This is a genomic window from Kitasatospora sp. CB02891 (assembly GCF_002803145.1).
In the GTDB taxonomy this organism is placed as follows: domain Bacteria; phylum Actinomycetota; class Actinomycetes; order Streptomycetales; family Streptomycetaceae; genus Kitasatospora; species Kitasatospora griseola.
The window spans coordinates 394,712-409,919 of the sequence record NZ_NNBO01000006.1 but is presented as its reverse complement, the minus strand read 5'-3'; the positions used below and the strand labels follow the sequence as shown (position 1 = coordinate 409,919).

Here is a 15,208-nt window from a genome sequence, read left to right as displayed (position 1 = left end):
GCCCGGCCCGCCCGCGGCCGTCCGCGGGGGAGCGCCGGCCCGCCGTCCGGCCCCGGCCGCGCCCCGAGGTCCGCCGCCCGCCCGCCCGCCGTCCGGCGTCCGGCGCGCGGGTGATCAAGCTGGCCGATCCCAAGCGCCGGCTGCGGCTGGTGACGGTCTGCCTGGGCCTGGTGTTCGTGATCTTCGCGGGCCGGCTGGTGCAGCTCCAGCTGCTGGACTCCGACGCGCTGGCGGCCGGCGCGGGCGCCAACAAGTACGTCCGGGTGTCGCTGCCCGCCGAGCGCGGCTCGATCACCGCCGCCGACGGCACCGTGCTGGCCACCAGCGTGGACGCGTACGACATCACCGCCGACCCGACCATGTTCACCCCCGAGGCGACCCACCTGCCGGACGCCCCCGAACAGGCCGCGGCGCTGCTCGCGCCGATCCTCGGCCAGCCGAAGGAGAAGCTGGCGGCCGCGCTGCACCTGAACGCGAAGAACCCGAAGAGCCAGTACGCGCTGCTGACCGCCCGTCAGGAGCCGAAGGCCAAGGCGCAGATCGCCGACCTGAAGTCCGCGCTGACCAAGCAGACCGACACCAAGGTCTGCCGGAGCCAGCGCGAACTGCTCGGCAAGCCCGCCGAGAAGGGTGGCCGGCAGTTCCTCGACACCGCCTGCGTGAACCCGCTGGCCGGGGTGTTCTGGGAGCAGTCGACCCGGCGCAGCTATCCGGCGAACGGCCTGGCCGCCAACCTGATCGGCTTCGTCAACTCCGAGGGCACCGGCACCGGCGGCCTGGAGCTCCAGTACCAGCAGCAGCTGGCCGGCGAGGACGGCTACTCGACCTACGCCTCGGCCGGCGGCCGCCGGGTCGCCACCGCCGGCGGCAACCGGCAGGACGCGGTGCCCGGCAGCGACCTGCGGCTGACGGTGAATCCGGACATCCAGTGGGCGGCGCAGCGCGCCATCACCGACCAGGTGTCCAACGCCGGGGCGGAGAAGGGCTACGTGGTCGTCCAGGACGTGAAGACCGGTCAGGTGCTGGCGATGGCCTCCTCCCCGGGCTTCAACCCGAACGACCTGTCCTCGGCCCGCGCCGACCAGCTCGGCAACCCGGCCCTGCAGGACGCCTACGAGCCGGGCTCCACCGCCAAGCTGATGACCATGGCGGCGGTGCTGGACACCGGCTCGGCGAACTGGGACACCCATGTGACGGTGCCGAACACGCTGCAGCGCTCCGACCGGGTCTTCCACGACGACGTCGACCACGAGACCTGGTACCTGACGCTGGCGGGCGTGCTCGCCAAGTCGTCCAACATCGGCACCATCGAGGCCGCCGAGCACCTGGGCCCGACCCAGGCCGAGGCCAACAAGGTGCTCGCCGGGTACCTCGACAAGTTCGGCATCGGGAAGCCCAGCGGGCTTGGCTTCCCCGGCGAGACCCGCGGCATCCTGGCCAAGCCGGAGGACTGGAACGGCTCGCAGCAGTACACCATCCCGTTCGGCCAGGGCCTGTCGGTGAACGCCCTGCAGGCGACCTCGGTGTTCTCCACCATCGCCAACGGCGGCGTGCGGGTCGCCCCCGGCCTGCTGGCCGGCACCACCGGACCGGACGGGCGGTTCACGCCCGCGCCGGCCGGGGCGCAGAGCCGGGTGGTGACGGAAGCGACCGCGAAGACGCTGACCGAGATGCTGGAGTCCGTCGTCACCGACGAGCAGGGCACCGGCACCAAGGCGCAGATCCCGGGCTACCGGGTGGCCGGCAAGACCGGTACCGCCAACCGGGTGGACCCGAAGACCGGCAAGTACTCCGGGTACACCGCCTCCTTCATCGGCTTCGCGCCCGCCGACCAGCCCCGGGTGACGGTCTCCTGCGTCATCCAGGACCCGGTCAACGGGCACTTCGGCGGGCAGCTGTGCGGGCCCGTGTTCAAGCAGGTGATGGAGTTCACCCTCAAGACCCTCCAGGTCCCGCCGAGCGGCAGCGAGGCGCCGAACCTGCCCGTCGACTGGAAGCCCTGAGATGAGCGACACCCCCGACACCGCCCGGCGCGCCGAGCACGACGCCCGCGACGCTCGCGATGTGAGCAGCGTCACGGCCGACGGGACCCGGTTTGGCCCCGGGGGGCATGGGGCCGATAGCCTTCCGGCCGTGCCGAAATCCGATCAAATCTCCGCGAGTCCCCCCCGTCCGAGCCGCGCCGCGGCGCTGCCCCTCGCCGAGGCGGCCCGGCTGCTCGGGCTGCCGCCCGCCGAGGGCCCGGCCGTCACCGGCATCACCCACGACTCCCGGGCGGTGCGTCCGGGCGACGTGTACGTGGCCTTCCCCGGCGCCAACCACCACGGCGCGGCGTTCGCCGCCGGCGCGGTGGCCGCCGGCGCGGTCGCGGTGCTCACCGACGCCGCCGGCGCGGAGCTGGCCGCGGACGCGGGCGTGCCGCTGCTGGTGGTGGACAGCCCCCGCGCGGTGATGGGCGAGCTCGCCGCGGCGGTCTACGGGGCCGCCGCCGAGCGGATGCTGATGATCGGCCTGACCGGCACCAACGGCAAGACCACCACCTCCTACCTGGTCGAGGGCGGCCTGCGCGGAGCCGGCCGGCTGCCCGGCGTGATCGGCACCGTGGAGATGCGGGTCGGCGCCGAGCGGATCAAGTCCGAGCGCACCACCCCCGAGGCCACCGACCTGCACGCGGTGCTCGCCGTGATGCACGAGTCCGGCGCCGACGCGGTGGTCATGGAGGTCTCCAGCCACGCGCTGGTGTACGGCCGCACCGACGGCGTGGCCTACGACGTCGCGCTGTTCAACAACCTGACGCCGGAACACCTCGACTTCCACCCCGACATGGAGGACTACTACCGGGCCAAGGCCCGGCTGTTCGAGCCCGGCAAGGCCCGGCTCGGCGTCGCGAACCGCGACGACTCCTACGGCCGCCGACTGGCCGGCGAGGCCCGGATCCCGATGGTGACCTTCTCCGCCGCGGGCGACCCGGCCGCCGACTGGCGCGCCGTCGACGTCCAGCTCGGCCCGGCCGGGTCCACCTTCACCGTGGTCGGCCCGGACGGCGCCCGCGCCGCGGCCTCGGTGCCGCTGCCCGGCCCGTTCAACGTCGCCAACGCGCTCGGCGCGATCACCGCGCTGGTCACCGCCGGCATCGAGCTGGACGCCGCGGTCGCCGGAGTGGCCGAGGTCCCGGGCGTGCCCGGTCGGCTGGAGAAGGTCGACGCCGGGCAGCCGTACGTCGCCGTGGTCGACTACGCGCACAAGCCGGACGCGCTGAGCGCCGTGCTCGCCTCGCTGCGCGAGGTCACCAAGGGCCGGCTGCACGTCGTCGTCGGCTGCGGCGGCGACCGCGACCCGTACAAGCGCGGCCCGATGGGCGCGATCGCCGCCCGGCTCGCCGACACCGCCGTCCTCACCAGCGACAACCCGCGCTCCGAGGACGCGTTGGCGATCCTCGCCACCATGCTCGGCGGCGCCGCCGAGGTGCCCGAGGAGGAGCGCGGCGAGGTGCTCGCCGTCCCCGACCGGGCCGAGGCGATCGCGCTGGCGGTCGCCCGGGCGCACGCCGGGGACACCGTGCTGGTGGCCGGCAAGGGCCACGAGCTCGGGCAGTACGTGAAGGGCGAGGTCCGCCCGTTCGACGACCGCGAGGTGCTGCGGGTGGCGATGGAGCAGCTCATGGAGGCAGAACGGTGATCGCACTGACCCTGGCCGAGGCCGCGAAGGCGGTCGACGGCATCCTGGACGCGGCCGACCCGGACGCGGTGATCACCGGTGCGGTGGTCACCGACAACCGGAGGATCGAGCCCGGCGGCCTGTTCGTGTGCGTGCTCGGCGAACGCGTGGACGGCCACGACTTCGCCGCGAAGGCGGTCGCCGACGGCGCGGTCGCGGTGCTCGCCACCCGCCCGGTCGGCGTGCCCGCGATCCTGGTCGACGACGTGGTCGTGGCGCTCGGCCGGCTCGCCCGGGCCGTGGTCGCCCGCGCCGCCGACGTGCGGATCGTGGCGCTCACCGGCTCGGCCGGCAAGACCTCCACCAAGGACCTGATCGGCCAACTGCTGGCCGAGCACGGCGAGACGGTCTTCCCGGCCGGCTCGCACAACAACGAGATCGGCCACCCGCTGACGGCCCTTCAGGTCGCCCCCACCACCCGGCACCTGGTGATGGAGATGGGCGCCCGGCACAAGGGCGACATCGAGTACCTGACCGGCATCACCCCGCCCACCGTCGGCCTGGTGCTGAACATCGGCACCGCGCACCTCGGCGAGTTCGGCTCCAAGCAGGGCATCGCCGACGCCAAGGGCGAGATGGTGGAGGCGCTTTCGGCCGACGGCGTCGCCGTGCTGAACGCCGACGACCCGCTGGTGCGCGCCATGAGCAGCCGCACCAAGGCCCGCGTGGTGCTGTTCGGGGAGTCCCAGGACGCACACATCCGCGCCACCGATGTTCGCCTGGACGCCACCGGGAGGCCACAGTTCACGCTCAGCACCCCGGCCGGTTCCGCACCGGTGCAGCTGCGCCTGTACGGTGAGCACCACGTCTCGAACGCCCTCGCCGCCGCCGCGGTGGCGGTGGAGCTCGGGATGCCCGTCGACCGCGTCGCCGAGGCACTCGGCGAAGCCGGTGCGCTGTCCCGTTGGCGCATGGAGGTGGTCGACCGGGCCGATGGCCTGACCGTCGTCAACGACGCCTACAACGCGAACCCGGAGTCCATGCGGGCCGCGCTGCGGGCACTGGCGACGATGGCGGGCAAGGGCCCGGAGCGCCGCCGCACCTGGGCGGTGCTCGGTGAGATGCGGGAGCTCGGCGAGGACAGCTTCGACGAGCACGACGCCATCGGACGGCTCGCCGTCCGGCTCGACATCACCAAGCTGGTGGCGGTCGGCGGACGCGAGGCGGCCCGGATGGAACTGGGCGCGAGGAACGAAGGTTCGTGGGGTGAGGAGTCGGTGCTGGTGTCCGACGCGGACGCGGCGATCGAGCTGCTGCGCAGTCAGGTGCGGCCGGGGGACGTGGTCCTGGTGAAGGCATCCCGTTCGGTGGGCCTGGAGAAGGTCGCCGACGCACTGCTCGCGGACGGTGCCGCGAAGTGAAGCAGATCCTCTTCTCCGGCCTGATCGGCCTGGTGCTGACCCTGCTCGGCACCCCCGCCCTGATCAAGCTGCTCGCCAAGTACGGCTACGGCCAGTACATCCGGGACGACGGCCCGAAGGCGCACCACAGCAAGAAGGGCACGCCCACCATGGGCGGCATCGCCTTCATCCTGGCCACCCTGATCGCCTACTTCGCGACCAAGGCGATAACGGGCGAGTCGCCCACTGTCTCCGGCCTGCTGGTGCTGTTCCTGACCACGGGCCTGGGCCTGGTCGGCTTCCTGGACGACTACATCAAGGTGGTCAAGCGCCGCTCGCTGGGCCTGCGGGCCAAGGCGAAGCTGCTCGGCCAGTCCTTCTTCGCGCTCGCCTTCGCCATCCTGGCGCTGCAGTTCCCGGACAGCCGCGGGAAGACCCCGGCCTCCGACAAGCTGTCCTTCGTGCAGGACTTCAACTGGGCGATCGGCCCGGTGCTGTTCGTCCTGTTCGCCTACTTCATGATCGCCGCGATGTCGAACGGCGTGAACCTGACGGACGGTCTGGACGGCCTCGCCACCGGCGCCTCGGTGATGGTCTTCGGCGCCTACACCTTCATCGGCCTGTGGGAGCACGGACAGAACTGCGCCTACGCGATCAAGGCCACCGCGTCCTGCTACGACGTCCGAGATCCGCTCGACCTCGCCGTGGTCGCCGCCGCCCTGATGGGCTCCTGCTTCGGCTTCCTGTGGTGGAACACCTCGCCCGCGAAGATCTTCATGGGCGACACCGGCTCGCTCGCCCTCGGCGGCGCCCTGGCCGGCCTCGCCATCGTCTCCCGCACCGAGCTGCTGCTGGCCGTCCTCGGCGGCCTGTTCGTGATCATCACCCTTTCGGTGATCATCCAGGTCGGCTCGTTCCGGATGACCGGCAAGCGCGTTTTCAAGATGGCGCCGCTCCAGCACCACTTCGAACTCAAGGGCTGGAGCGAAGTCCTGATCGTGGTCCGGTTCTGGATCATCCAGGGCCTGTGCGTCGCCGTCGGACTCGGACTCTTCTACGCGGGATGGGTGACCGGATGATCAACCCGGAGTGGGCCGGCCTTCCGGTCGTCGTCGCGGGACTCGGCCTCTCCGGGGTCAGCGCCGCCCGGGTCCTGCACGGACTCGGCGCGCACGTCACGGTCGTGGACGGCGGCACCGGCCCCGCGCTGGACGCCAAGGCCGCCGCCCTCACCGAGCAGGGCATCGCCGTCCGCCTCGGCGACGGCGCCGGCCTGCCCGAGGGCACCCGGCTGATCGTCACCTCGCCCGGCTGGGCCCCCGACAGCCCGCTGTTCGCCGCCGCCGAGCAGGCCGGCGTCCCGGTCTGGGGCGACGTCGAACTCGCCTGGCGGCTGCGCACCCCGCACCCCGCCACCGGCGAGCCGGCCCCCTGGCTGGCCGTCACCGGCACCAACGGCAAGACCACCACCGTCCAGATGCTGGCGTCGATCCTGACCGCCGCCGGCAAGCGCACCGCCGCCGTCGGCAACGTCGGCGTCTCGGTGCTGGACGCGGTCCTCGCCGAGGAGCCCTACGACGTCCTCGCCGTCGAACTCTCCAGCTACCAGCTGCACTGGGCGCCCTCGCTCCGCGTGCACTCCGGCGCCGTGCTCAACCTGGCCCCCGACCACCTCGACTGGCACGGCTCGATGGACGCCTACGCCGCCGACAAGGGCCGGATCTACCAGGGCAACCAGGTCGCCTGCGTCTACAACCTCGCCGACCCGGCCACCGAGGCGCTGGTCCGCGAGGCCGACGTCGAGGAGGGCTGCCGCGCGATCGGCTTCGGCCTCGACGCCCCCGCCGTCTCCAACCTCGGCGTCGTGGACGGCCTGCTGGTCGACCGCGCCTTCGTCCCCGACCGGGACCGGGCCGCCGCGGAGCTCGGCGCCGTCGCCGACATCGATCCGCCGGCCCCGCACAACATCGCCAACGCGCTCGCCGCCGCCGCCCTCGCCCGGGCCTACGGGGTCGACGCCAAGGCCGTCCGCGACGGCCTGCGCGCCTTCACGCCCGACGCCCACCGGATCGCGCACGTCGCCGAGATCGACGGCGTGACCTACGTGGACGACTCCAAGGCCACCAACACCCACGCGACGGCGGCCTCGCTGGCCGCGTACCGCCCCGTGGTGTGGATCGCCGGCGGCCTCGCCAAGGGCGCGACCTTCGACGAACTCGTCGCCGACGCGGCGCCCCGGCTGCGGGCCGCCGTCCTGATCGGCCAGGACCGCCAACTGATCCGCGAGGCGCTCGCGCGACACGCCCCGGAAGTCCCGGTGTTCGAACCCGCGCCGGGGAAGACTGGCGCCGAGGCGATGACCGAGATCGTCCGCGCGGCTGCCGCCGCAGCGCAGAAGGGCGACACCGTGCTGCTCGCACCCGCCTGCGCGTCGATGGACATGTTCACCAACTACGGTGAGCGCGGAGACATGTTCGCCGCAGCGGTTCGCGGACTCTGAACCGGACCACACCGCAAGGTCGCGCCCACGAGCAAGTCATTGCCAGGGGGCGCGATCTTGCGGTTGTGTGCTCTTCCGCTGCGCGCAGTGCCCCGCGCCCGCTGTCCGCGCAGCCACCGAAACGATGAAGGAGACGGACGTGCCGCCCAGCGAGAAGCAGCCGCGGCTGCGACTGGTCTCGGCGACCACGACCACCTTCAAGTCCGAGGGCCCCGTCGCGCGGGTGCGCGCAGCGCGTGAGCGGTTCGGGTACTTGATGGCCCGTCCGCTGACGCCGTACTACCTGATCCTCGGTTCGGCGCTGCTGCTGGTGGTGCTCGGACTGGTGATGGTGTTCTCCGCCTCGCAGAGCGTGGTGGTGGACTTCGGGCTGCCGATGACGTTCTTCTTCCGCAAGCAGCTGATCGCCCTGCTGCTGGGCGGTGCGATCGCCGTCGTGCTGACCAGGGCCCCGATCAGAGTGCTGCGGACCGCCGTGTACCCGCTGCTGTTCGGGGTGGTGGCGGCGCTGGTGCTGGTGACGATCCCCGGCATCGGGGTGCGGATCAACGGCAACCGGAACTGGATCAGCCTGGGGTTCTTCCAGATCCAGCCGTCCGAGTTCGCCAAGCTGGCGCTGCTGCTCTGGGCGGCCGACCTGCTGGCCCGCAAGCAGCGCACCCACATGCTCAACCAGTGGAAGCACCTGCTGGTCCCGCTGGTGCCCGGCACGGTCGTGCTGATGATGCTGATCATGCTGGGCGGCGACATGGGCACCACGATGGTGCTGGTCGCGATGCTGTTCGGCCTGCTCTGGATGGTCGGCGCGCCGCTGCGGCTGTTCGCCGCCACCCTGGGCATCGCGGTGGTCGCGTGCACCGCGCTGATCATCACGGTGCCGCACCGGCTGGGCCGGCTGGCCTGCGTGGGCGTCACCAAACCGGACCCGAACCTGGACTGCTTCCAGGCCCTGCACGGACTGTACGCGCTGGCCGCGGGCGGACCGTTCGGATCCGGACTCGGTGCGGGCGTCGAGAAATGGGGGCAACTCCCGGAGGCGCACACCGACTTCATCTTCGCAGCGACCGGCGAGGAGCTCGGCCTGGTGGGGACGCTGTCGGTGCTCGCGCTCTTCGCGGCACTAGGCTACGCGGGTATCCGTGTGGCTCTCAGCACCACGGACCCGTTCGTCCGGTACGCGGCGGGCGCCGCCACCACGTGGATCATGGCTCAGGCCGTGGTCAACCTGGGGTCGGCGCTGGGACTCCTGCCCATCGCGGGCGTCCCGCTGCCGCTGTTCTCGTACGGTGGTTCCGCGATGCTGTCGGCCATGTGCGCCATCGGGCTGCTGCTGTGCTTCGCGCGCAGCACTCCGGCGGCGAAGGCAGCGCTGGCTGCCCGGCCCCGCCGATGGCGAAAAGGGGCCAACTCCCGGTTCGGGTCCGTCCTGGACCGGGTGGTGCCAGGTAGGAAAACCACAGCGCGCAAGGCCCCCGGGTCGTCGCGCAGGGAGCGGTGAATTTCGGTGCATGTCGTACTCGCCGGCGGCGGGACCGCCGGTCACATCGAGCCGGCCATGGCGCTCGCGGACGCGCTGCGCAGGCACGATCCGTCCATCGGGATCACCGCCCTCGGCACCGAGCGCGGCCTGGAGACCCGGCTGGTCCCGGAGCGCGGCTACGAGCTGGCGCTGATCCCGGCGGTGCCGCTGCCCCGCAAGCCCACCCCCGAGCTGATCACCGTCCCGGGCCGGCTGCGCGGCACCGTGCGGGCCGCCCAGGAGGTCATCGAGCGGGTCAACGCGGACGCGGTGGTCGGCTTCGGCGGCTACGTGGCGATGCCCGCCTACCTGGCGGCCAAGCGCGCCGGGGTGCCGATCGTGGTGCACGAGGCCAACGCCCGCCCCGGCCTGGCCAACAAGATCGGCGCCCGCTACAGCGACTTCGTGGCGGTCTCCACCCCGGACTCCAAGCTGCGCGACTCCCGCTACATCGGCATCCCGCTGCGCCGCACCATCGCCACCCTGGACCGCGGCACGGTGCGCCCGGAGGCCCGGCACTACTTCGGCCTGGACCAGCGCCTGCCCACCCTGCTGGTGTCGGGCGGCTCGCAGGGCGCCCGCCGGCTGAACGAGACGGTGCAGGCGATCGCGCCCCGGCTCCAGCAGTACGGCGTGCAGATCCTGCACGCGGTCGGCCCGAAGAACGAGCTGCCGACCATCGACGACATCCCCGGCATGCCGCCGTACCGCGCGGTGCCGTACCTGGACCGGATGGACCTGGCGTACGCGGCCGCCGACATGATGCTCTGCCGGGCCGGCGCGATGACGGTGGCCGAGCTGGCCGCGGTGGGCCTGCCGGCCGCGTTCGTGCCGCTGCCGATCGGCAACGGCGAGCAGCGGCTGAACGCCCAGCCGATGGTGAAGGCCGGCGGCGGCCTGCTGGTGGACGACGCCGAGCTGACCCCGGACTGGGTGCTGAAGAACGTGCTGCCGGTGCTCACCGACCCGGCGAGGCTGTGGGAGATGTCGCGCTCCGCCGCCGAGTTCGGCCGCCGGGACGCGGACGACCTGCTGGTGCAGATGGTGTACGAGGCGATCGAGGCCGCCCGCGGCGGCCGGCGTCGTGGCTGACGAGGACTACGAGGAGGAGTTCGGGGAGGACGGCGACGAGACCCGTCCGCCCCGGCTCCGACTGTCCCGCCGGGGCGTGCTGGTGCTGGTGTCGCTGGGCGTCCTGGTGCTCGGCGGGCTCGGCTGGACGGTGTTCTTCTCCGCCGCCCTGGACGTCCGCCGGGTGGCCGTCCAGGGCCTGGACTCCGGGCAGTTGAGCCAGGAGGAGGTGGAGCGCGCGCTCGGCTCCACCGCGCAGGGCCCGCTGGCCCGGGTGGACCTGGACCGGGCCCGGCAACTGGTGGGCCGGGTGCCCCGGGTGGCCCGGGTCGAGGTCTGGCGCGGCTGGCCGCACACCCTGCGGATCAAGGTGACGGAGCGTCAACCGGTGGCGGCGGTCCGTGCCGACGACGGCCGCTTCGTCCAGGTCGACGCGCTGGGTGTGGAGTTCGCCACGGGCCCGCAGCCGCCGTCCGGCGTTCCCGTGGTGGCGCTGCAACTCGGCCAGCCCGCGAACGACGCACTGTCCGTCATCGACCGCCCCGCGCTGGTCCGTTCGGCCATCACCGTGGCCGCCGGCCTGCCCCCGGAGGTGGCCAAGCAGGCCGGTTCGCTCACGGTCTACTCGTACGACGACATCCGCCTCCAACTCTCCTCCGGTGCCACGGTCCGCTGGGGCAGCGCCGAGGAAACCCCGCGCAAGGCCCGGATCCTGACGGCCCTGCTCGGCCGGAAGGCGTCGAATTACGACGTGAGTGCGCCGGATGCCCCGGCGGTGTCCGGCTGATCCGGTAAGTTCTCTGCCCGGGGGAGGTATTGACGGAGCCGAGGCTCCGGTCCGACCCTTGATGGTCACCCCGGTTTCACCGGGGGGTCGATGATCACATAGGCTCAAAAGAAAAAGGGAAGCTCGGCGTGTTCGTTGAAACACGCGCTGGTTGCGACCTACTGTCCTGTGTCAACGAGCTGTGCTCGACAACGAACTGACACCGGCACAGCGATAACCCTCAACCTCAAGTTTAGGGTTCGGGTTGGAACCACGCGCTTCCCACCCATCGACATCCGTCGGCCTTCGTATCCAGGGGCGCCGACCCGGAAATTCGAGGCGAGAGGCCCCGACGTGGCAGCACCCCAGAATTACCTCGCGGTCATCAAGGTCGTCGGCATCGGTGGCGGCGGAGTCAACGCCATCAACCGGATGATCGAGGTCGGGCTCAAGGGCGTCGAGTTCATCGCGATCAACACCGACGCGCAGGCCCTCCTGATGAGCGACGCCGATGTGAAGCTCGACGTCGGCCGGGAGCTCACCCGCGGCCTCGGCGCCGGCGCGAACCCGGAGGTCGGCCGGAAGGCCGCGGAGGACCACCGCGAGGAGATCGAGGAGGTCCTCAAGGGGGCCGACATGGTCTTCGTGACGGCCGGCGAGGGCGGCGGCACCGGCACCGGTGGCGCGCCCGTGGTGGCCAACATCGCCCGCTCGCTCGGCGCCCTGACGATCGGCGTGGTCACCCGCCCGTTCACCTTCGAGGGCCGCCGCCGCGCCAACCAGGCCGAGGACGGCATCGCCTCGCTGCGCGAGCAGGTCGACACCCTGATCGTGATCCCCAACGACCGGCTGCTGTCGATCTCCGACCGCCAGGTCTCGGTGCTGGACGCGTTCCGCTCCGCCGACCAGGTGCTGCTCTCCGGTGTGCAGGGCATCACCGACCTGATCACCACCCCGGGTCTGATCAACCTGGACTTCGCCGACGTCAAGTCGGTCATGTCAGACGCCGGTTCGGCGCTGATGGGGATCGGCTCGGCGCGCGGCGAGGACCGGGCCAAGGCCGCCGCCGTGATGGCGATCTCCTCGCCGCTGCTGGAGGCCTCGATCGACGGCGCCCGCGGTGTGCTGCTGTCCATCTCGGGCGGCTCCGACCTCGGCCTGTTCGAGATCAACGAGGCGGCCCAGCTGGTCAGCGAGGCGGCCCACCCCGAGGCGAACATCATCTTCGGCGCGGTCATCGACGACGCGCTCGGCGACGAGGTCCGGGTCACCGTGATCGCGGCCGGCTTCGACGGCGGCCAGCCGCCGGCGATCGTCCGCGAGCCGGTGGTGAAGTCGGCGTCCAGCTCGACGTCGAGCAGCAGCGGCCCGTCCGCCCCGGAGCGGCCGGCCACCCGTCCGTCCTACGGCTCGATCGGTTCGGTCACCCGCTCCGAGGAGCCGGCCCGTCCGTCCGAGGCCCCGGCGCCGGTGACCACCGCCCCGCCGGTGCCGCCGCAGGTGCAGCCGGTGCGCCAGCCCTACGTCGAGAGCCCCGCCGAGGAGCTCGACGTGCCGGACTTCCTGAAGTGATTCGTACGGCCTTTCGCAACGGTGCTCACTTCGCCTCCACCACCCGGTGGGGCGGGGTGAGCACCTCGCCGTACGGGGAGCTCAACCTCGGCGGCGCGGTGGGCGATTCGCCCGAAGCTGTGAAGCAGAACCGTTTCCTCGCGGCCCGCGAACTGGGACTGGACCCGGCCGATGTGGTCTGGATGAACCAGGTGCACGGCGCGGACGTCGAGGTGGTGACGGACCGCCAACCGGACGGGTACGCGCCGACGGTGGACGCGGTGGTCACCGACCGCCCGCTGGCCCTCGCGGTGCTCACCGCGGACTGCGTGCCGGTGCTGCTGGCCGACCCGGAGGCCGGAGTGGTCGGCGCGGCGCACGCCGGGCGCCCGGGCCTGGCGGCCGGGGTGGTCCCCGCGGCGGTCGCCGCGATGCGTGAACTCGGGGCCCGCCCCGAGCGGATCCTCGCCGCCACCGGCCCCGCCGTGTGCGGCCGTTGCTACGAAGTGCCGGAGGCGATGCGCGCCGAGGTGGCCGCACTCGTCCCGGCCGCCCGGTCGGAGACCTCCTGGGGCACTCCCGCCCTGGACGTGCCGGCCGGTGTCGCCGCCCAACTCGCCGAGGCGGGCGTGCACGACCTGGTGCGATCATCTGTCTGCACCCTGGAATCTCCGGACCACTACTCCTACCGTCGGGAGCAGCGGACCGGCCGACTCGCGAGCTACGTCTGGCTGGGACCTCCACTCTCATGACGAACGACATCTTCGGTCCGTTCCCCGGCGGCGCCGACTTCGCCGCCGCCCTGACGGACGCCCAGCGCGCCCGCTTCGACCAACTCGGCGCCAACCTCGACGTGGTCGAGCGCCGGATCGCCGACGCCTGCGCCGCCGCCGGACGCCCGCGCGAGGAGGTCACCCTGATCGTGGTGACCAAGACCTACCCCGCCGAGGACACCGCACTCCTCGCCGGACTGGGCGTCACCGACGTCGCGGAGAACCGCGACCAGGACGCCGCCCCGAAGGCCGAACGGTGCGTCAACCTCCCGTTGACCTGGCACTTCGTCGGCCAGCTGCAGACCAACAAGGCGCGCTCGGTGGTCCGTTACGCGGACCTGGTGCACTCGGTGGACCGCGAGCGCCTGGTCGACTCGCTGGCCGCGGCCGTGCACAACGCCGAACGCCCGCCGCTGGGCTGCCTGGTGCAGGTCGCCCTGGAGAAGGAGGCGGGCGAGGGCGAGCACCGCGCGGGCGTCGCGCCCGCCGACGTGCTCGCGCTGGCCGGGAAGATCGCCGACACGCCCGGGCTGCGACTGGACGGTGTGATGACGGTCGCACCGCTCGCGGGTCCCCTGGCGGGCGACCCCGCGCGCTCCTTCGCGCGCCTTGCGGAAATCGCAAGCGCCGTACGCGCCGAGCATCCGACTGCCACGATGGTTTCGGCAGGGATGAGCGGAGATTTGGAGCAGGCGATCGCCGCCGGAGCGACACATGTACGCGTCGGTACGGCGGTACTCGGAGTGCGGTCACCGCTCGGGTAACGTCACCGAGTAAGTAGATCAGACTGCAGGACAAAATAGGACAGAACCTAGCAGATGATCAGTCTGCTGGTAAACCGTGGATCGCATCCGAGCGCACACCTCCGCGGTCTGACGGACCGTCGGCCTGACAGGCCGTGACCATCACGGCGTCCGCAGGTGAACGGTGGGCGCATGAGCGGAGGAGACAGCAGCATGGCCGGCGCGATGCGCAAAATGGCGGTCTATCTCGGCCTGGTCGAGGACGAGACCTACGACAGCCAGGGGTACGACCCCGACGACGACTACGACACCGACCCGGAGCCGATCCGCACCGGCCGCACCGAGGACCTGCGGTCCGCGAACCCCGCCGCCGCGGCCCCCGCGCAGCCGGCGCCCGTGGCCCACATCGCCCCCCAGCCGGTGCCCGCCGCGGTCCCGATCCGACAGGAGCAGCCGCGGATGGCTCCCGTGTCGTCCATCACATCCGAGCGCCACCGCAATCTGGAGAAGAGCACCCCGGTGATCATGCCCAAGGTCGTCAACGAACGAGAGCCCTACCGCATCACCACGCTGCACCCTCGTACCTACAACGAGGCCCGTACGATCGGTGAACAGTTCCGCGGCGGCACGCCCGTGATCATGAATTTGACCGAGATGGACGACACGGACGCCAAGCGGCTCGTAGACTTCGCGGCTGGACTGGTCTTCGGTCTGCACGGCAGTATCGAGCGCGTGACACAGAAGGTGTTCCTCCTGTCGCCTGCTAACGTCGATGTCACGGCGGAGGACAAGGCTCGGATCGCCGAGGGTGGGTTCTTCAACCAGAGCTGACCCGGCCACGACTTTCTGTGTGGATCAGTTTGACAGTGCGTCACTGACGGACTGCCGGTCAGGGAGAGGGAGAAGCGATGGGGATCTTCGGTTCGGTGCTCTATTGGGTGCTGACCGTGTTCCTGCTGATCCTGCTCTTCAGGCTGGTGATGGACTGGGTCTTCCAGTTCGCTCGATCGTGGCGTCCTGGGAAGGCCATGGTCGTGGTGCTGGAGGCCACGTACACTGTCACGGATCCGCCACTCAAGCTTCTTCGGCGATTCATCCCGCCGTTGCGTCTCGGGGGCGTGGCGCTCGACCTGTCCTTCTTCGTACTGATGATCATTGTGTATGTCCTGATCTCGCTCGTGCAGCGCCTGTCGTTCTGAACGATGCGACAGGATGCCGGTCCGACGAT

General features: G+C 71.7%; 13 protein-coding genes. All 13 read left to right on the top strand.

Going from position 1 to position 15,208, the window contains the following annotated elements; all coding sequences use genetic code 11:
- Window positions 1-2,003, top strand: a 2,003-nt coding sequence (locus CG736_RS16925; protein WP_100587040.1) for a penicillin-binding protein 2, incomplete at its 5' end; no start/stop codon positions are given.
- A gap of 130 nt (window positions 2,004-2,133) precedes the next feature.
- Window positions 2,134-3,678 (top strand): UDP-N-acetylmuramoyl-L-alanyl-D-glutamate--2,6-diaminopimelate ligase, encoded by a 1,545-nt coding sequence (locus CG736_RS16920; protein WP_100587039.1) that lies wholly within the window; start codon window positions 2,134-2,136, stop codon window positions 3,676-3,678.
- Complete coding sequence (gene murF / locus CG736_RS16915) at window positions 3,675-5,078, top strand: UDP-N-acetylmuramoyl-tripeptide--D-alanyl-D-alanine ligase (protein ID WP_100587038.1); 1,404 nt, start codon at window positions 3,675-3,677, stop codon at window positions 5,076-5,078. The genes CG736_RS16920 and murF overlap by 4 nt, the downstream gene beginning before the upstream one ends.
- Window positions 5,075-6,136, top strand: a complete 1,062-nt coding sequence (gene mraY / locus CG736_RS16910; protein ID WP_043913482.1) for a phospho-N-acetylmuramoyl-pentapeptide-transferase — start codon at window positions 5,075-5,077, stop codon at window positions 6,134-6,136. Before murF ends, mraY begins: the two co-directional genes overlap by 4 nt.
- A complete protein-coding gene (murD, locus tag CG736_RS16905) occupies window positions 6,121-7,557 on the top strand; it encodes a UDP-N-acetylmuramoyl-L-alanine--D-glutamate ligase (RefSeq protein WP_100587037.1) in 1,437 nt (478 codons plus the stop codon). The genes mraY and murD overlap by 16 nt, the downstream gene beginning before the upstream one ends.
- Window positions 7,558-7,681: 124 nt before the next feature.
- The gene (gene ftsW, locus CG736_RS16900; RefSeq protein WP_100587036.1) at window positions 7,682-9,055 is read left to right on the top strand and encodes a putative lipid II flippase FtsW; all 1,374 of its coding nucleotides are present in this window, start codon (window positions 7,682-7,684) and stop codon (window positions 9,053-9,055) included.
- A 6-nt stretch (window positions 9,056-9,061) separates the two neighbouring features.
- Window positions 9,062-10,168, top strand: coding sequence for an undecaprenyldiphospho-muramoylpentapeptide beta-N-acetylglucosaminyltransferase (gene murG / locus CG736_RS16895; RefSeq protein WP_043913480.1), 1,107 nt, complete (start codon window positions 9,062-9,064; stop codon window positions 10,166-10,168).
- Window positions 10,161-10,934, top strand: coding sequence for a cell division protein FtsQ/DivIB (locus CG736_RS16890; protein ID WP_100587035.1), 774 nt, complete (start codon window positions 10,161-10,163; stop codon window positions 10,932-10,934). Before murG ends, CG736_RS16890 begins: the two co-directional genes overlap by 8 nt.
- Before the next feature lie 333 nt (window positions 10,935-11,267).
- Window positions 11,268-12,485, top strand: a complete 1,218-nt coding sequence (gene ftsZ / locus CG736_RS16885) for a cell division protein FtsZ (RefSeq protein WP_100587034.1) — start codon at window positions 11,268-11,270, stop codon at window positions 12,483-12,485.
- Window positions 12,482-13,216, top strand: coding sequence for a peptidoglycan editing factor PgeF (gene pgeF / locus CG736_RS16880; RefSeq protein WP_043913477.1), 735 nt, complete (start codon window positions 12,482-12,484; stop codon window positions 13,214-13,216). The genes ftsZ and pgeF overlap by 4 nt, the downstream gene beginning before the upstream one ends.
- Window positions 13,213-14,001 (top strand): YggS family pyridoxal phosphate-dependent enzyme, encoded by a 789-nt coding sequence (locus tag CG736_RS16875; RefSeq protein WP_232734035.1) that lies wholly within the window; start codon window positions 13,213-13,215, stop codon window positions 13,999-14,001. The genes pgeF and CG736_RS16875 overlap by 4 nt, the downstream gene beginning before the upstream one ends.
- A 192-nt stretch (window positions 14,002-14,193) precedes the next feature.
- Entirely contained in the window at window positions 14,194-14,811 is a 618-nt protein-coding gene (locus tag CG736_RS16870) for a cell division protein SepF (protein WP_043913476.1), read from the top strand.
- 77 nt (window positions 14,812-14,888) lie between these two features.
- On the top strand, window positions 14,889-15,179 hold the full coding sequence (locus tag CG736_RS16865; protein ID WP_033216891.1) for a YggT family protein: 291 nt from the start codon (window positions 14,889-14,891) through the stop codon (window positions 15,177-15,179).
- Window positions 15,180-15,208 lie beyond the last annotated feature (29 nt).

Excerpts from the sequence above, each read along its gene's own strand:
- CG736_RS16870 (WP_043913476.1), top strand. The coding sequence starts at position 14,194 with ATGGCCGGCGCGATGCGCAAAATGGCGGTCTATCTCGGCCTGGTCGAG.
- ftsW (WP_100587036.1), top strand. The coding sequence starts at position 7,682 with ATGAAGGAGACGGACGTGCCGCCCAGCGAGAAGCAGCCGCGGCTGCGA.
- CG736_RS16865 (WP_033216891.1), top strand. The coding sequence starts at position 14,889 with ATGGGGATCTTCGGTTCGGTGCTCTATTGGGTGCTGACCGTGTTCCTG.
- CG736_RS16875 (WP_232734035.1), top strand. The coding sequence starts at position 13,213 with ATGACGAACGACATCTTCGGTCCGTTCCCCGGCGGCGCCGACTTCGCC.
- murD (WP_100587037.1), top strand. The coding sequence starts at position 6,121 with ATGGGTGACCGGATGATCAACCCGGAGTGGGCCGGCCTTCCGGTCGTC.